Raw genomic sequence first — 15,462 nt, 5'->3', positions numbered from 1 at the left:
CTTTCACAATGTCATCGGACGCAGTAAGCATCCTGATCTTTGAATTTTGGGACATGTCATGGCGCAAAATGCCTCCATCTATAAGGTCGAACTTTCAGTCTCCGACATGGATCGTCACTATTATGACACCCATAAACTGACCGTTGCCAAACACCCCTCGGAGACGGATGAGCGGTTGATGGTGCGTATTCTAGCTTTTGCGCTGAATGCCCATGAGCATCTGGAAATGACAAAGGGCCTTTCAACGGATGACGAGCCGGACATTTGGCAGAAAAGCCTCAGCGGCGAACTTGATGTGTGGGTGGCCCTTGGGCTTCCCAGCGAAAAAGTGATGCGCCAATCCTGTGGCAAAGCCGGCAAGGTCATGGTCTACCCTTACGGCGGCAGGACCGCCGAGATGTGGTGGGACAAGATCAAAAGCAGCACCTCCCGTTTTGATAATCTCCAAGTGATCAATTTTTCCGAGAAAGACACGGGTGAACTGGCAAATCTGGCAAGCCGCGCGATGAAGATCCAGGTAAATATTCAGGACGGCGATGTCATGGTCAGTGTTGGTGACAGCATCGTTTACGTGACCCCGTTAAAATGGAAGACTGCCGCATAACGCATGGATTTCTAACGCAAAAATGAGCTTAAGTGGCTCGGTAGTGTCCATCATTATCAGGTGTTGCTCACCACTGTCCGCACTTGAGAAGCTGCGCGGCAGCGTCGGGAGCATCCGTGAACGGCGGCCTCGGCCGTATGCAGCTTTCCTGGTTTGGGGGCACCACCCAAAACCATGAAATGCTCCACCTCGCGGTTTGGATCAGGGAAGCTTGTGGCCCGCCCCCATTTTCCCTTCCCCACGAATCCGCTATGAGAAAGCGCGGCGTTTGTCGCAGTGCCCCATCAGAGAAAGTCCAAGGAAATGTCGACCATGAAATTCCGGCTTGCAATCCTCGCAGTCAGTGCCGGCGCGCTTTCGGCCTGTACCACCGCATCCATTGCCTCCAACCCGCTGCAGGCGCGCTGGAACGGCAAGTCGGCGGGCGCGTTCTTTGCGGCCTACGGACCTCCGATTTCCGACAATGGCGGCACACAGTACACCTGGCGTGGCGGCTATTCGGGCGGCAAGCGCTGCGTGGTCGAACTCTCCGTCAACAAGGACTATTCCATCAAGTCGATCCGCGCCATTACCGATCACGTTGATCCCAAGGGTGGCCCGTCGCACTGCGAGAAGACGCTCGACGCCGGCTGAGGTTTTTGCACTCCGTCACCCCGGCATTGAGCCGGGGGCCAGCCACCGCGCATCCGTGTGGTGGGAGACCCTTCGACACATCCAGCAAACAGTCTTCCGGCTCGCTGACGCTCGCCTCTGAATACCGGAGGCTTTGTCGTCGCTTTGCTTGTCTGGCTCAAGGCCGGGATGACGGGAGTATGTAAGCGGCGGGCAACGTGGCGTGGCCTTACCGGCTTGCGACATAATAGAGAACGGCCGCAACGACCAGCAGGATGAGGGATACGATGCCGGTAACGAGCGGGATAATACCTGCCATCTCGTCAAACTGACGCCTGCCGGAGACTGTCTCAAGCCCCCACCAGCCAAAGATCAGCCCGGCGAGGCTCACGAGCGCCAGAAGGATGGCAAACAGCTTCATGGGGTTCCCTGCTCCCTACCCCAGCGGTGCGATGTCGCCCGCGGCCCAGCGCACCTGCGTCTCCTCCGAGAACGCCTCGAACCGCTGAGCTTCGATCGCGGCGCGGATCCCGGCCATCAGATCCTGATAGTAGCTCAGATTGTTCCAGGTGATCAGCATCATGCCGAGGATTTCGTTGGAGCGGACCAGATGGTGCAGATAGGCGCGGGAATAGTCGCGCGCGGCGGGGCAGGAACTTTCCTCGTCGAGCGGACGGTGGTCCTCGGCGTGGCGGGCGTTCTTGATGTTTATCTTGCCGTGGCGGGTGAATGCCAGACCATGGCGGCCGGCGCGGGTCGGCATCACGCAATCGAACATGTCGATGCCGCGGCCGACGGATTTCAAGATATCATCGGGGGTGCCCACGCCCATCAGGTAGCGCGGCTTGTTCGCGGGCAACAGCGGACAGGTGACATCTAGCATGTCGAGCATGACGTCCTGCGGCTCTCCGACTGCCAGGCCACCAACCGCATAGCCCTTGAGATCAAGGCCTGCGAGACCTTGAGCTGACCGCTCGCGGAGTTTCGGCACATCACCACCCTGGACGATGCCGAACATCGCCTTTCCTGGCTGGTCGCCGAATGCGACGCGGCAGCGCTCCGCCCAACGCAGCGACATTTCCATCGCGCGCTCGATCTCGACCTCGGTTGCGGGCAGCCGCACGCATTCATCCAGCTGCATCTGGATATCCGAGCCGAGCAGGCCCTGGATCTCGATAGAGCGCTCCGGGCTCATCTCGTGGCGCGAGCCATCGATATGCGACTGGAAGGTCACGCCATGCTCGGTGATCTTGCGCAGGGCCGACAGCGACATCACCTGGAAGCCGCCGGAATCGGTCAGGATCGGGCGCTCCCAGCGGGCAAAATGGTGCAAACCGCCAAGCCGGGCGACGCGTTCGGCGCCGGGGCGCAACATCAGGTGATAGGTGTTGCCCAGGATGATGTCGGCGCCGAGATCACGGACCTGATCCATATACATGGCCTTGACCGTGCCGCCGGTGCCGACCGGCATGAAGGCCGGCGTGCGGATCGCGCCCCGCGGCATTGAAATCTCGCCGCGCCGGGCCTTGCCGTCGGTGGCCATGAGCTTGAACTGGAAGGTGTTGGTCATGTCACATGCGCCCGTTGCGGATCATTCAGGGTTTCCATCGGCTGCCAGCCATGGCCGAGCATGAGCGTTTGCCGCTCGAAAGAAAAGACATTGCCGCCACCGCCGGGCTGGTCGCGGCTTCGGTCGAGTGCCCAGCCAGCGATGTGGCACATCAGCAGCGTGCCGACGGCGCCGTGGCCGACGAGCAGCACGTCACCCTCGGGCGCCTGTTTGAGCACTTCCAACGTCTCGGCCACTATGCGCGCCTGCGCATCCACCGCCCGCTCCCAGCCGCGAACCGACAGATCCGGCGTCGCGAAGAACTGATCAGCCACCAGCTCGAATTCCTCCGGCGGCAGAAAGCCGGTGGCCGTGCGGTCATTCTCACCCATCTTTTCGCGCGTGATCAGCTGGATGCCCAGTGCATCGGCGATCGGTTGCGCAGTCTCTATCGCCTTGGTCTCGGCGCTCGAGACAATTGAGCGTGTCTCGCGCAAAGCACCATCTACAACGATGGCGGTGACGCGGGCGCGCCCAACATCATTGAGACCCCAGCGTTCTACCGGCACCTCAGGATCGATCAAGACCTGCGGATGGGTGAGATAGCGCACGTTCATGGGGCAGAGCTTTGACGATAAAGCAGGCTGGAATCGCCATAGGAATAGAAACGGTACTTGTCGTCGATGGCATGGCGGTAGGCCTTGTGCATGGTCTCAAAGCCCGAAAAGGCCGAGACCAGCATGAACAGTGTCGAGCGCGGCAGGTGGAAATTGGTCATCAGCACGTCGACGGCGCGAAAACTGTAGCCGGGCGTGATGAAGATGTCGGTCGGCCCTGACCATTCACGAACCGTGCCGTCTTCGCTCGCCGCACTTTCCAGAAGCCTCAATGAGGTGGTACCGACCGATACGATGCGGCCGCCACGCGCGTGAACAGCGTTGAGTGCTGCAGCAGTTTCGGCGCTGACATGGCCGATTTCCGAATGCATCAGGTGCTCGGTCGTGTCATCGACCTTGACCGGCAGGAAGGTGCCGGCGCCAACATGCAATGTGACGAAATGCCGGGAGATGCCGCGCGCATCAAGTTTGGCAAACAGCGCATCGGTGAAATGCAGGCCCGCCGTGGGGGCTGCAACTGCGCCATCCTCGCGAGCGTAGATTGTCTGGTAATCCTTGCGGTCCTGATCGTCCTCGCCGCGCTTGGAGGCAATGTAGGGCGGCAACGGAATATGGCCGGTGGCCATGATCGCCTCGTCAAGCGCCGGGCCGGAGAGATCGAAGATCAGCTCGAGTTCGCCACCCTCGCCCCGATCACCGGCGGTGGCATCGAGCACGCCCGTAAGGCAGACAGAGCCGTCGCCGCCGAAGGACAGCCGGTCGCCCTGCTTGATCCGCTTGCCAGGACGGACAAAGGCTTTCCAGCGATCGGGGCCAGAGCGCATATGCAGGGTGGCGGAAATGCGTTGCTGGTTTTCGCCACGGGTGCGAAAGCCTTCAAGCTGTGCCGGGATGACCTTGGTGTCGTTGAACACCAGCGCATCACCGGGTTCGAGCAGTTGGGCGAGATCTCCGACCGAGAGATCCGTGAGGCTTCCATCCGCGTCAACCCGCAACAGCCGGGCACTGTCGCGCGGGTTCGCCGGCCGGAGCGCGATGCGCTCGTCGGGAAGCTCGAAATCAAAAAGGTCTACCCGCACCTGCCGTGCCCCAAATAAAAACGCGCGGGACTGGAAGCCCGAAAGCCTCCGATCCCGCGCGTAGAAACTGCTTAAGCCTTGACGTCAGCCGCGACCTTGATCGAGACGATCTTGTCGGGATCGGAAACGGGCTCGCCGCGCTTGATCTTGTCGACATTGTCCATGCCGGACATCACCTGGCCCCAGACCGTGTACTGGCGGTTGAGGAAGCCCGCATCGTCAAAGCAGATGAAGAACTGCGAGTTGGCGGAGTTCGGATCCTGCGAACGTGCCATCGAGCAGGTGCCGCGGGCGTGGTTCATGTTGGAAAACTCGGCCTTCAGGTCCGGCTTGTCCGAACCACCCATGCCGGCACGGCCCGGGTTGAAATCCTTGCCATCCGACTTGCCGAACTTGACGTCGCCGGTCTGGGCCATGAAGCCCTCGATCACGCGGTGAAACACCACGCCATCATAGGCGCCTTCGCGGGCCAGTTCCTTGATCCGTGCCACGTGGCCGGGGGCCAGATCGGGCAGCAGTTCAATGGTCACCTGTCCCTTGGTGGTTTCCATGATGAGTGTGTTTTCGGGATCTTTGATCTCCGCCATGGGGTCTCTCCTGTTTTGATTGATATGCGTATTTGATTAGCCGCCGGAGCGGACCGAGATCATGCGGTCGGGGTTGTCGACCGAACCATTGTCGCTGGCACTGCCGCGCTTGATCTGATCGACAAGCTCCATGCCTTTGACCACCTTGCCGACGACCGTGTATTGGCCGTTGAGGTGGGATGCAGGGGCAAACATGATGAAAAATTGCGAATTGGCCGAGTTCGGGTTCTGCGAACGGGCCATGCCGACCGTGCCGCGCTCGAACGGCCTGTCGGAAAATTCGGCTGCCAGATCGGGCTCCGAGGAACCGCCGGTGCCGGCGCGCTGAGGCACAAAGCCATTTTCCATGTCACCGAATTCAACATCGCCGGTCTGGGCCATGAAGCCCTCGATCACCCGGTGAAAGGCGACATTGTCATATTCGCCGGCATCGGCGAGCGCCTTGAGGCGTGCGGCGTGCTGAGGCGCCACATCGTCAGCGAGTTCGATGACCACATCGCCCGATTTGAGCTTGATGGTCAGCATTTCCGCGGCAGCGGCAAAGGATGTCGAGACCAGGCCCAAGGCCAGGGTCGCAGCGATTAGCAGACGTGAAGAACGCATGATGGCTCCAGAAAGTGCGGCGCCGGCGGCTCAAAGGCCCCGGCGGCAATCGTTTGACACACCGCCGCGGGCTTGGCAACGCCACGGCGGAAGCTGTTAGGCGCCCGACAGGCGTGCAGCGAGGGCTTTTTGCACGACAACCGGAACGAACGGCATGATATCGCCGCCCATCTTGGCGATCTGCCTGACAAGCGTGGCGGTGATGTGGCGGGATTCAGGATAGGCCGGCGCAAACACGGTTGTAATGCCCGGCGCCATGGCCCGGTTCATCCCCGCCATCTGCATTTCGTAGTCGAGATCGGTGCCGTCGCGAAGCCCGCGAACCAGCACGGTCGCGCCAGCGTCTTTCGCGGCTTCAACCACAAGTCCCTGGAACGAAACGACTGTCACGTCGCCCGAGCGCTGCGGAAACTCGGCCTTGACCACCTCCGCGATCATTCCGGACCGCTCGTCAAACGAAAACATCGGCGTCTTGCCCGGATGTACGCCGATGCCCACAACCAGCTGGTCACACAGCGCCAGTGATTGTTCCAGCACATGAACATGACCATTGGTCATGGGATCGAAAGAACCGGGATAAAATGCGATGCGCATGGCAAAACCCTCTTTGCGAGGCCTTTTGTCATGACCGACGGGACGCATCAAGTGATGATTGACATCTTCAAAGGGTGGCAGGCGGAAAGTGAACCGGCTGCCGGCTCATTGAAGAGCCGGCCTGAAGCTCAAACCGTATTCTCAGAAGTCTTCGCTCGACAGCCGGATAAGGTTCTTGCGGTTCTTCTTGTAGGACCGGATGGCGGCTGTTTCGATCTGTGCCCGGCGGCCGTCAAAGGCTGCGAGATAATCGGTATCGGGCGAACGCGTCAGCCCGGCAAGCCGCTCAAGTGCTGGCGCTTCGAGCATGAAGCGAACTTCCATCACGCCGTCATAGCCCGAGAAGCGGAAAATTCCCGCATCTTCGTCAAAACTGCGCATTTCATTGGGAAAACCAATCATTGCGCAGCCCTCGTCGAGGACCGTGAAGCGGTGCTCACTTCTTGGCTTTTTTCTGGAACGGGTTTGTATCGAGCTGCTTGACCGCCGAACCGAGAGTCGGAGCAGCCTTGGCGGCCACCTTGTCCTTCTTCGGTTTACGGATTTCCTTGCTCTTCTTCATTTGACCCTTGGCCATGGTTCGTCCTGTTCAGGCGTTTCATCTGCTTGACCGGGATTGGCCATATTCAGAGGTTTCACGCGATTTATGCTCGTTGGGATACTTCCGGCGCTGCGGCGAGCCGCACCAATTCGTGCTAGACGCTGCTGACGGCCTCAACCAGTTCAAGGTTGCTGCCCTGCTCCACGCGCTCATGACCCTGCTCGTCGTTGCGGATCCGGTACTGCGCCTTGCCCTGATTGTCAGGCAGCCGCATCAGCACGGTAAATTCCATCGGAGTCCGGGGCGACAGTCCAACACGTGACTGAAGCGAGACCTGCTGTCCCTTGGTGAATACATTTTTGGCCATTTCGTCCATTCCAATACTGTCTTCGCCCGGCGCAGCAGCGCACGGAGCGGTATTTTCCAATTCTTTGTCGAGATACAAGCAATGTGGCCGTGAGCCAGCTCTTAACGATCCCACGGGGGCGCTTGAATTATTACGCTTAATCCATACGCCCCTATTGCGGTTTATCAAAGGCGAAACTTGCCAGACGCACCCCAGAACTGCAGCCGCAGGAGTTTTCGATTGTGCATGTGCGAAAAAGAACAACGCCAAGTCTCGAAAGCCGTGCCATAATGCTTTCAACCGGTTCGGGGGCGCACAGGGCGGTCGCGTACAAATAGCTCTGGCTCGGGAACCAAGCGACTTTCAAGACGTTTCAGACTTACATTTAACAAGGTGTCCACATGCTGATCAGGTTTGGTTTTGAGATAATGGTTGATTGCCCGGCGCCGGTGCCGATGTTGCTGGCCCTGTCGACACACACGGAATTCAACGGACGGCTGATCGGGGCGGACTATGTGCGCACGACCAGTATGACACCAATCGCGGTCTATGTGGACCAGTATGGCAACCGCATCTCGCGCGCTGTCGCCGACACCGGCAGAACCACGTTCTGGTCCGACTGCGTCGCCGAAGTCAGCGGCGTGCCGGACATCCTGCCGACATTTGCCATTCAACACCGGATCGAGGATCTGCCGAGCGACACGCTCGATTTCCTCGGCGCCAGCCGCTATTGCGATTCCGACAGCTTGGGCAATTTTGCCTGGGCCCAGTTCGGCACGACGCAGGAGGGCTGGCCGCGGGTGCAGGCGATCTGCAACTTCGTTCATAATCACGTGACCTTCGGCTACAAGTTCGGCCGGCCCGACAAGACCGCGCGCGACGTGCTGGAAGAGAAATCCGGCGTCTGCCGCGACTTTGCCCATCTCGGCGTCAGCCTGTGCCGGGCAATGAACATCCCTGCCCGCTACGCCAGCGGTTATCTGGGCGACATCGGCGTCCCCGACACGGGTTTTGACGATTTCTGCGCCTGGTTTGAGGTGTTTCTTGGCGGCAGCTGGCACACAGTCGACGCGCGCTACAATGTCCCGCGTATTGGACGGATCCTGATGGTGCGCGGCTGCGACGCCTCCGATGTGGCGATGATCACCTCTTTCGGTGCCTACACGCTGTCGAGTTTCCGGGTCTGGACCACAGAGCTTGCACAAGGCACCAGCGACCAGGATGCGATGGCGCTGCTTGGCACGCTGCCCGCCCCGCGCGAGAGCGGCCCGGATTTCGGCCTGGCGGTTCCCGGCGCGGTTCACCTGTTCTGACGGTCGCCGCATTGCTGCGCTTTTGAAAGCAAACGTAAAGCATATTCGCATTCAGGTTGAGTTCATTCAGACTTTGTCATGGTGTCTGCATCAAAGATTGGTGCGACGAAAGGACACCGTGATGACAACAGCTCTCGCCTTGCTTGCCCTTATGATCGTTGCACTTTTCAGCGGCCTGATTTTCGGAGCCCTGAGACAGGAGATACCCGGACGCGACGCAGATCCGGTCTGGCCCCAAAACCGCTAAGCGGCAAAGACAAACACCATCCTCCCAGTCATTCTGGCCCGGTCCGCGACACCAAGCGCAGACCGGGCTTATTGTTGCCTGGCGCAAAGCCGTGAGGCGGTGCAGCTGGCGACCACACGCACCCGGTGGCCATCGGGATCAGCCGACAGGAAGGAATGATGATGCTGCCCCGCTTCAGTCGCCCAGCCGCGAGCGAAGATGGATCCCCTCCTTGGCCTGCCACTGTTTCATCAAAGCGGCGCGCCGTTGCGGATAGCCGTTGCTCGAGACGGACAGGCTGATAATCCTGTCGGCCCGAAAATGACGGAAATCATTGCGCAATTCGCACCAGGACACCACCATTCTGGCCTTGTCGAAGAAGGCCAACGCGATCGGCCAGATCACACGCTCACTGCAGACGCCATTGACGTCGGCATAGGAAATGCTGATTTTTCGCTGCTTGCGGATCGCATCGCGGATCAGCGGCAGTTCGCTCTCGCCGGCGGCAAGCGGCGCGCCCGGGCCGATCAGCAAGGTGGAATCGTCCAGGCCGGCCCTCAGATCATCGGGCAGCACGGCGGCAATCTTGACCAGCGCGCTGCGCGCCGCCTGACCGAGCGGCAGGTCGGCCCGCTCGGCCACCCAGCGCGAGCCGAGCACCAGCGCCTCAATCTCGTCTTCCGAAAACATCAGCGGCGGCAGCATGAAGCCGGGCTTGAGCACAAACCCAACCCCCGCCTCCCCGTCAATCGCCGCCCCCTGTGATTTCAGGGTTTCGATGTCGCGATATATGGTCCTGAGCGATACGCCGAGCTCTTCAGCCAACGACGCCCCGCTGACCGGCCGCTTGTAGCGCCGGAAGGCCTGCAAAAGATCGAGAAGACGGGCGGCGCGGGACAAGCTTTGGCTCCGTGTGCGGAATGGCGATTGCCGAGTGTAGCACGGGATGCTGACAGGTTGTGGCAGGAGTGATGTCTTCTATCAATTCCACCGTAAATATCGAAAGGAATGGAGGGCTGCTCCGCGCCCCCAAGTCGGTCGTTCGCGATCTTGGACTCGGCTCCCGTAAGCAGCCATTCGCTGCACTCGGCATCAAGGTCCTGACAGGGCGGGGAGCAGACGTTGGCTTGCACTGCGAACAATCAAAGCGGCACCACCTTTTCAGGCTACGATGGGGTCACCTCTATTGGACTAATGACGCGAATATCGCTTTCACAAAGTCGTAGGTCGCACTGATGCAAACGCCGGTCGCGAAGATTGCGGCGATGCTCCGGTGGAGGAATGCCCCCAATCTGTTGCGTTTGTAATACTCCATCGGTGGAAACAGCCAACGGGCATACTGAAATAGGAACCGAGCAAACAACAACGAAAGCAGCAACCCGTAGATGCCAAGGAAGACGTTAAGGAAGACTGTCTGCTGCTCGAGCCAACCGCTGACGGGAGCCGCATATCTGTAGAACAGCCAAATCACCGCAGGCAGGAAAGCGAGATAGATGATGTAGTCATAGGCTCCCGACCCATGGATGATCGGGCGTGCCGCCTTCCGTTTTGTGAAGAAATCGTCGATCTTCTGCGCGGTTGAGATCACCCAACCCTCATCCCGCCCAGCGACATTGATTACGCTACGGTTCTCGGTCGGATTGGATGGCAACGTTTGTAAGTCGATCTTCAAAGATGGCTTCTCGAAGCAAAGGAATACTTCAACAGTATTCAAGGGCCGAAGATTGATTGCGCGTTCGGCATATGCGGCGTTCGATGCGAACAACGACCGCAAGTCGTCCGGGAAAGCTCTTTCATCGGTCTTCGGGATGCCGAGGCCCTGCATAGAGTCACCATTGCCTGCGACATAGTTGTACTCGATGGGTACTAGTTCATTCACGCGCGATTTTGCATGTTCCGGGCTGTCAAAGGTGCTGAGGTCGAGCCTGCTATACTCGATCTCCTTTGCTTTTTCGTTCACCTCAACGAGCAATTCGCAGAACTCTTTCAAGTCTTCCGCCGACAATACGAGGTTGGTTGGTTTGAGGTCGCGTCGATACAATGGGACACGGATCGGCTGATCTGCCGGCAATGGTGCCTGCTGTGGTACCTGCTGTGGTACCTGCTCTTCAAGGACATCGGGCAGTGTCTCTTCGTTACTTTTCATCTGTCAGTTCGTCGCCTCATCGAAGTAACCCTTAAATATCTGGGAAACACGCAGCTCAACGAAGACCCGCAGTTTCTTGTCGATCGAGGGTATATCATTCTTGACCTTCGCCATGTTTGTGACAGCGGGACCGTCTATAGAAACGTAGTCAAGGCGTTCGATCATATCTCAGCTCCTCCTTATCCCGGACACCTTGCCTAATTGGCAGCTGGATGGCCATAGAGGGTTCGGAGCAATCATAAAATGATTTGGGTGCAAACGTCGGCTTAGGGCCGATAGCACAAGAGGGGATTCTACAACTTCAAGCGAGAAGCGGAATTTCAATACAGCTTCGGCGAACAGCCGAAAAGGGAGCGAAGGCGGAGCATCCTGTTACGATACACGTCTTTTCTACGCTTTACCGGTCATGATGTCTTTGGGCCACTCTGGCCTAATTTCGGATTTGTCTAGCGGGGAATATTTCGGATCGCCGTTTGCCTCGACCAACGGGCTAAATGTCCCCCTCTTTTGAGCATACAGGCCTACCCACAAATCTATGGTCGCCTGTTTCAAGTTCACCATGCAATTGACCATTTCCACCCCAGCTTCGGTCCGTCTGTACATGGATTCCGAGTCGTTTGGCCAATGAACCGCGAACCCGCACATGAGATTGCGGTCATCAACTAACACTTCCATCAAGCCTTTGTAGTGCGCATCGTAGGGTATTGCTTGCCCCTTCTTCGATCCCCAGACCTGCCGGGCATCTAGATCAAGCTGAAAGACGGCAGAAATGAACGCTTTTGCTTTCGTAATTATAGTGTCCAGCTCTTCATAGGTCAGTTTGAATGATTTCGTGCCACTGACTCCACGTCTGGAGCGGAAATCGTCTTCAGTCAGTATGAAATCAGAATGCTGGACCGCATTCCGCAAGCGATTATTATAGAACTCATCGTAGAGTTCTCCTACAGGGAGGTCAGCCTCCTTAGATAACGCCTTTATGATTTCGATCTTACGACCTGTCCGGACACCATTTTTCGAGAAGTTCTTTTGTTCTTTTTCTGTGAGTAGATCGAAGTACGGATTGGGACTGTAGCCTTTTGCAAGACGAAAACGTAGTAGGTTGGTGATCACTTCGTAGGGTGCGTCCATTTCGACTATATGGCTGTAAAGGAGTAAGCCGAGCCGCCACGAAGTCCATCCGTCCGGAAAACGATCCTCGGAAAGGTCCAGCTTCATAAGCCTATTGAGATCATTCAAAATATTACGGCTTTCTGCGTAGGGGTCCCATCCCTTGTCCTCCATACCAAGGACGCGAAGCAGAGATGCGAAATAGCGAATGATATCGTTGCTGACAGGATCATTCGGTAAGAACAGCGGCTGCAAAACCTTAATGAACCGATCTCTGTGCCCGTTGAATATCGCTTCTGGATCATAATCTTCCATGAAAGTAATATCGCTCCCAATTGCGCATCATGTATCGTGGTTGCAATATACTTATACGTATGCTTCTGTACGAAGGCAAAATTTGCCAAATTATTGGCAATATACGCGTACCGGTCATTCATCAACAAACCGCCCAACGGCCGCAAGCGCCGGTACGACTCTTAAAGCTGAGTGTCTGCTTCCCTCGCTTCGTTCCTGCGATCTGCCTTACAGGAAACGGCCCCATTCCTGCCATTCCCTCACCCCACAAAAAAGCCGGGGATCTCTCCCCGGCGTCTTCAATCACTCTCGGCGGACCGATTAGTCCTGCGGATCTTCATCCGCCGCTGTATCCGGCCCGTCCGTGTCCGGCGCCTCGTCCAGCGCATCCGGCGCGACTGCGCCGGCTTCGACCGCCTCTTCAACCGCTTCTTCCAAAAGCTCCTCGTCCGCTTCGGGCTCGCTGATGCGGTCGACGGAGACCACGCGCTCGTCCTTGGCAGTGGAGAAGATGGTCACGCCCTTGGTGGCGCGGCCGGCCAGGCGGATGCCGCCGACCGGAACCCGGATCACCTGGCCACCATCGGAGACCATCATGATCTGGTCACCGCTTTCAACCGGGAAGGCTGCGATCAGCGGACCGATTTCACCGGTCTTCGAGGTGTCGGTTGCGCGGATGCCCTTGCCGCCGCGGCCCGAGATGCGGAACTCGTAGCTTGACGAGCGCTTGCCGTAGCCCTTTTCGGAGACGGTGAGGATGAACTGCTCGCGCGCCTTCATTTCCTCATAGCGATCATTGGAGAGTTCGCCGATTTCCTCGGCCTCTTCGCCGACCAGCCCGACATCCTCGCCCTCGTCGCCAAGTTCGGCCCGGCGCTCGGCCATGGCGCGCTTGAGATAGGCGGCGCGTTCAGCTGCTTCCGCATCGACATGGTGCACGATGGTCATCGAGATCAGATGATCGTCGGTGCCAAGGCTCATGCCGCGCACGCCGATAGAGTTGCGGCCGGCAAACACCCGGACATCATCCACCCGGAAACGGATACACTGGCCGAGCGCCGTGGTCAGCAACACGTCGTCGAACTCGTTGCAGGTCTCGACATTGAGGATGGCGTCACCCTCGTCATCGAGCTTCATCGCGATCTTGCCGTTGCGATTGACCTGGACAAAATCCGACAGCTTGTTGCGCCTGACGGTGCCGCGCGTGGTGGCGAACATCACGTCGAGATTGGCCCAGCTGTCCTCGTCCTCGGGCAATGGCATGATCGAAGTGATCCGCTCGCCCTTTTCCAGAGGCAGCATGTTGATCAGCGCCTTGCCCTTCGATGTCGGCGTGCCGATCGGCAGGCGCCAGACCTTCTCCTTGTAGACAATGCCACGCGAGGAGAAGAACAGAACCGGCGTATGGGTGTTGGCGACGAACAGCCGTGTGACGAAATCCTCGTCGCGGGTCGACATGCCCGACCGGCCCTTGCCGCCGCGACGCTGCGCCCGGTAGGTGGCAAGCGGCACGCGCTTGATATAGCCCGCATGAGACACGGTCACCACCATGTCCTCGCGCGCAATCAGGTCCTCGTCATCCATGTCCGGACCGCCTTCGGCGATCACGGTGCGGCGCGGAATGCCGAATTCGTCACGAACGGCGATAAGCTCGTCCTTGACGATCTGCTGGACGCGAACGCGCGAACCGAGGATTTCAAGGAAGTCCTTGATTTCATCGCCGATCTTGCCGAGTTCATCGCCGATTTCATCGCGGCCAAGTGCTGTCAGTCGAGCAAGACGCAGCTCGAGAATGGCACGGGCCTGTTCTTCGGAGAGATTGTAGGTGCCGTCCTCGTTGATCCGGTGGCGCGGATCATCGATCAGCAGGATCAGCGGCTCGACATCCATCGCCGGCCAGCGACGGGTCATCAACTGTTCGCGCGCGGTCGCCGGATCGGGCGCCTTGCGAATGAGTGCAATCACCTCGTCGATATTGGCAACCGCAATGGCGAGACCAACCAACACATGCGCCCGCTCGCGCGCCTTGCGCAGCAGGTACTTGGTGCGCCGGGTGATCACATCCTCACGGAAGAACACGAAGGCCTTCAGCATGTCGATGAGCGTCATCAGCTCCGGCTTGCCGCCGTTGAGCGCCACCATGTTGACCCCGAACGAGGACTGCAGCGGCGTGTAGCGGTAAAGCTGGTTGATGATCACATCGGCAACGACATCGCGCTTGAGCTCGATGACGACGCGGTAGCCCTGACGGTCGGATTCGTCGCGAAGGTCGGAAATGCCCTCGATGCGCTTGTCGCGCACCAGTTCGGCCATTTTCTCGATCATCGTCGCCTTGTTCACCTGGTAGGGAACTTCGGTGATGATGATGGCTTCGCGGTCGTTGCGCATCGGCTCGACATGAACCTTGCCGCGCATCATGACCGAGCCACGACCGGTCTCGAAAGCCTGACGGATGCCGGCCTGGCCCAGAATGATGCCCGAGGTCGGGAAATCCGGGCCCGGAATGATGCTCATCAGCTCGAGCAGCTCAATCGCCGGATTGTCCATGATGGCGATGCAGCCATTGATCACTTCAACCAGATTGTGCGGCGGAATATTGGTGGCCATGCCGACGGCAATGCCGCCCGCACCATTGACCAGCAGGTTGGGGAACCGTGCCGGAACAACCTTCGGCTCGGAGCCGGAGGAATCGTAGGTTTCCTGGAAATCGACAGTATCCTTGTCGATGTCTTCCAGCATCTCGTGCGAGAGCTTGGCCAGACGCGATTCCGTATAACGCATCGCAGCCGGTGGATCGCCGTCGATGGAACCGAAGTTGCCCTGCCCGTCAACCAGCATCGCGCTCATCGACCAGTGCTGCGCCATGCGCACCATGGCGTCATAAATCGACTGGTCGCCGTGCGGGTGATATTTACCCATCACGTCACCGACGATGCGGGACGATTTCACATATTTGCGGTTCCAGTGGTAGCCGCCTTCATGCATGGCATAGAGGATACGGCGGTGCACGGGCTTGAGCCCGTCACGCACATCCGGCAGCGCTCGGCTGACGATCACGCTCATGGCGTAATCGAGATAGGAACGCTGCATTTCCACTATAATTGAAACCGGTTCGATACCTGGCGTCAGCGGTCCGGAGGGTGTTTTCTGATCTGTCAAAGCGGTCCACGAAATTTGGATGGAATCATTAGTTCGTTATAGCCGAAAGCCGCTGCTGTCGCCAATTTTCGCACCCTCTTTCAGG

19 protein-coding genes are annotated in these 15,462 nt (G+C 58.6%); 4 read left to right on the top strand and 15 right to left on the bottom strand.

Going from position 1 to position 15,462, the window contains the following annotated elements; genetic code table 11:
* The first annotated feature begins 58 nt into the window (after window positions 1-58).
* Both WNZ14_RS13740 and WNZ14_RS13735 read left to right on the top strand, forming a co-directional pair.
* Entirely contained in the window at window positions 59-604 is a 546-nt protein-coding gene (locus tag WNZ14_RS13740; protein WP_342869209.1) for a YaeQ family protein, read from the top strand.
* 312 nt (window positions 605-916) lie between these two features.
* Window positions 917-1,237: a hypothetical protein gene (locus WNZ14_RS13735; protein ID WP_342869208.1), complete on the top strand. Its 321-nt coding sequence runs from the start codon at window positions 917-919 to the stop codon at window positions 1,235-1,237.
* Window positions 1,238-1,445: 208 nt separating this feature from the next.
* Here the strand turns inward: WNZ14_RS13735 and WNZ14_RS13730 are convergent, their stop codons facing one another.
* The 10 genes from WNZ14_RS13730 to WNZ14_RS13685 form a co-directional block, all read right to left on the bottom strand.
* The gene (locus WNZ14_RS13730) at window positions 1,446-1,637 is read right to left on the bottom strand and encodes a hypothetical protein (RefSeq protein ID WP_342869207.1); all 192 of its coding nucleotides are present in this window, start codon (window positions 1,635-1,637) and stop codon (window positions 1,446-1,448) included.
* 15 nt (window positions 1,638-1,652) lie between these two features.
* The gene (gene tgt / locus WNZ14_RS13725) at window positions 1,653-2,786 is read right to left on the bottom strand and encodes a tRNA guanosine(34) transglycosylase Tgt (RefSeq protein ID WP_342869206.1); all 1,134 of its coding nucleotides are present in this window, start codon (window positions 2,784-2,786) and stop codon (window positions 1,653-1,655) included.
* A complete protein-coding gene (locus tag WNZ14_RS13720; protein WP_342869205.1) occupies window positions 2,783-3,382 on the bottom strand; it encodes a histidine phosphatase family protein in 600 nt (199 codons plus the stop codon). Before WNZ14_RS13720 ends, tgt begins: the two co-directional genes overlap by 4 nt.
* Window positions 3,379-4,461 carry a tRNA preQ1(34) S-adenosylmethionine ribosyltransferase-isomerase QueA gene (gene queA / locus WNZ14_RS13715; protein ID WP_342869204.1) on the bottom strand — a complete coding sequence of 361 codons (1,083 nt, stop codon included), beginning with the start codon at window positions 4,459-4,461 and terminating at the stop codon, window positions 3,379-3,381. The genes WNZ14_RS13720 and queA overlap by 4 nt, the downstream gene beginning before the upstream one ends.
* A 71-nt stretch (window positions 4,462-4,532) precedes the next feature.
* Window positions 4,533-5,048 carry a peptidylprolyl isomerase gene (locus WNZ14_RS13710; protein ID WP_342869203.1) on the bottom strand — a complete coding sequence of 172 codons (516 nt, stop codon included), beginning with the start codon at window positions 5,046-5,048 and terminating at the stop codon, window positions 4,533-4,535.
* Window positions 5,049-5,084: 36 nt separating this feature from the next.
* The gene (locus WNZ14_RS13705) at window positions 5,085-5,651 is read right to left on the bottom strand and encodes a peptidylprolyl isomerase (RefSeq protein WP_342869202.1); all 567 of its coding nucleotides are present in this window, start codon (window positions 5,649-5,651) and stop codon (window positions 5,085-5,087) included.
* A gap of 96 nt (window positions 5,652-5,747) precedes the next feature.
* Window positions 5,748-6,245, bottom strand: a complete 498-nt coding sequence (gene coaD, locus WNZ14_RS13700) for a pantetheine-phosphate adenylyltransferase (protein WP_342869201.1) — start codon at window positions 6,243-6,245, stop codon at window positions 5,748-5,750.
* 141 nt (window positions 6,246-6,386) lie between these two features.
* Window positions 6,387-6,647 (bottom strand): DUF1488 family protein, encoded by a 261-nt coding sequence (locus WNZ14_RS13695; protein WP_342869200.1) that lies wholly within the window; start codon window positions 6,645-6,647, stop codon window positions 6,387-6,389.
* Window positions 6,648-6,681: 34 nt separating this feature from the next.
* Window positions 6,682-6,822 carry a hypothetical protein gene (locus WNZ14_RS13690; RefSeq protein ID WP_342869199.1) on the bottom strand — a complete coding sequence of 47 codons (141 nt, stop codon included), beginning with the start codon at window positions 6,820-6,822 and terminating at the stop codon, window positions 6,682-6,684.
* A 118-nt stretch (window positions 6,823-6,940) separates the two neighbouring features.
* Window positions 6,941-7,153: a hypothetical protein gene (locus tag WNZ14_RS13685; protein ID WP_342869198.1), complete on the bottom strand. Its 213-nt coding sequence runs from the start codon at window positions 7,151-7,153 to the stop codon at window positions 6,941-6,943.
* Window positions 7,154-7,533: 380 nt separating this feature from the next.
* Here WNZ14_RS13685 and WNZ14_RS13680 point away from each other — a divergent pair, with 380 nt between their 5' ends.
* Window positions 7,534-8,445 (top strand): transglutaminase family protein, encoded by a 912-nt coding sequence (locus WNZ14_RS13680; protein WP_342869197.1) that lies wholly within the window; start codon window positions 7,534-7,536, stop codon window positions 8,443-8,445.
* Between the two features lie 121 nt (window positions 8,446-8,566).
* Entirely contained in the window at window positions 8,567-8,692 is a 126-nt protein-coding gene (locus tag WNZ14_RS13675; protein ID WP_342869196.1) for a hypothetical protein, read from the top strand.
* Between the two features lie 174 nt (window positions 8,693-8,866).
* Here the strand turns inward: WNZ14_RS13675 and WNZ14_RS13670 are convergent, their stop codons facing one another.
* The 5 genes from WNZ14_RS13670 to gyrA all read right to left on the bottom strand — a co-directional run bounded on the left by WNZ14_RS13670 (window position 8,867) and on the right by gyrA (window position 15,377).
* On the bottom strand, window positions 8,867-9,571 hold the full coding sequence (locus WNZ14_RS13670; RefSeq protein ID WP_342869195.1) for a YafY family protein: 705 nt from the start codon (window positions 9,569-9,571) through the stop codon (window positions 8,867-8,869).
* Between the two features lie 283 nt (window positions 9,572-9,854).
* Complete coding sequence (locus tag WNZ14_RS13665; RefSeq protein WP_342869194.1) at window positions 9,855-10,817, bottom strand: hypothetical protein; 963 nt, start codon at window positions 10,815-10,817, stop codon at window positions 9,855-9,857.
* 3 nt (window positions 10,818-10,820) lie between these two features.
* Entirely contained in the window at window positions 10,821-10,982 is a 162-nt protein-coding gene (locus WNZ14_RS13660) for a hypothetical protein (RefSeq protein WP_342869193.1), read from the bottom strand.
* A 225-nt stretch (window positions 10,983-11,207) separates the two neighbouring features.
* The gene (locus tag WNZ14_RS13655) at window positions 11,208-12,239 is read right to left on the bottom strand and encodes a hypothetical protein (RefSeq protein ID WP_342869192.1); all 1,032 of its coding nucleotides are present in this window, start codon (window positions 12,237-12,239) and stop codon (window positions 11,208-11,210) included.
* Window positions 12,240-12,539: 300 nt separating this feature from the next.
* Entirely contained in the window at window positions 12,540-15,377 is a 2,838-nt protein-coding gene (gyrA, locus tag WNZ14_RS13650; RefSeq protein WP_342869191.1) for a DNA gyrase subunit A, read from the bottom strand.
* Window positions 15,378-15,462: the final 85 nt, after the last annotated feature.

Source organism: Hoeflea sp. AS60, from assembly GCF_038900115.1.
Taxonomy (GTDB): Bacteria; Pseudomonadota; Alphaproteobacteria; order Rhizobiales; family Rhizobiaceae; genus Hoeflea.
This window is presented reverse-complemented; position numbering and strand designations above follow the sequence as displayed.

What these genes read in the sequence shown, in the direction of transcription:
- tgt (WP_342869206.1), bottom strand. Translation starts at nt 2,786, where the DNA reads ATGACCAACACCTTCCAGTTCAAGCTCATGGCCACCGACGGCAAGGCC.
- WNZ14_RS13675 (WP_342869196.1), top strand. Translation starts at nt 8,567, where the DNA reads ATGACAACAGCTCTCGCCTTGCTTGCCCTTATGATCGTTGCACTTTTC.
- WNZ14_RS13695 (WP_342869200.1), bottom strand. Translation starts at nt 6,647, where the DNA reads ATGATTGGTTTTCCCAATGAAATGCGCAGTTTTGACGAAGATGCGGGA.
- coaD (WP_342869201.1), bottom strand. Translation starts at nt 6,245, where the DNA reads ATGCGCATCGCATTTTATCCCGGTTCTTTCGATCCCATGACCAATGGT.
- WNZ14_RS13680 (WP_342869197.1), top strand. Translation starts at nt 7,534, where the DNA reads ATGCTGATCAGGTTTGGTTTTGAGATAATGGTTGATTGCCCGGCGCCG.
- WNZ14_RS13735 (WP_342869208.1), top strand. Translation starts at nt 917, where the DNA reads ATGAAATTCCGGCTTGCAATCCTCGCAGTCAGTGCCGGCGCGCTTTCG.
- WNZ14_RS13685 (WP_342869198.1), bottom strand. Translation starts at nt 7,153, where the DNA reads ATGGCCAAAAATGTATTCACCAAGGGACAGCAGGTCTCGCTTCAGTCA.
- WNZ14_RS13690 (WP_342869199.1), bottom strand. Translation starts at nt 6,822, where the DNA reads ATGGCCAAGGGTCAAATGAAGAAGAGCAAGGAAATCCGTAAACCGAAG.
- WNZ14_RS13720 (WP_342869205.1), bottom strand. Translation starts at nt 3,382, where the DNA reads ATGAACGTGCGCTATCTCACCCATCCGCAGGTCTTGATCGATCCTGAG.
- WNZ14_RS13705 (WP_342869202.1), bottom strand. Translation starts at nt 5,651, where the DNA reads ATGCGTTCTTCACGTCTGCTAATCGCTGCGACCCTGGCCTTGGGCCTG.
- WNZ14_RS13655 (WP_342869192.1), bottom strand. Translation starts at nt 12,239, where the DNA reads ATGGAAGATTATGATCCAGAAGCGATATTCAACGGGCACAGAGATCGG.
- WNZ14_RS13740 (WP_342869209.1), top strand. Translation starts at nt 59, where the DNA reads ATGGCGCAAAATGCCTCCATCTATAAGGTCGAACTTTCAGTCTCCGAC.
- WNZ14_RS13730 (WP_342869207.1), bottom strand. Translation starts at nt 1,637, where the DNA reads ATGAAGCTGTTTGCCATCCTTCTGGCGCTCGTGAGCCTCGCCGGGCTG.
- WNZ14_RS13710 (WP_342869203.1), bottom strand. Translation starts at nt 5,048, where the DNA reads ATGGCGGAGATCAAAGATCCCGAAAACACACTCATCATGGAAACCACC.
- WNZ14_RS13660 (WP_342869193.1), bottom strand. Translation starts at nt 10,982, where the DNA reads ATGATCGAACGCCTTGACTACGTTTCTATAGACGGTCCCGCTGTCACA.
- WNZ14_RS13665 (WP_342869194.1), bottom strand. Translation starts at nt 10,817, where the DNA reads ATGAAAAGTAACGAAGAGACACTGCCCGATGTCCTTGAAGAGCAGGTA.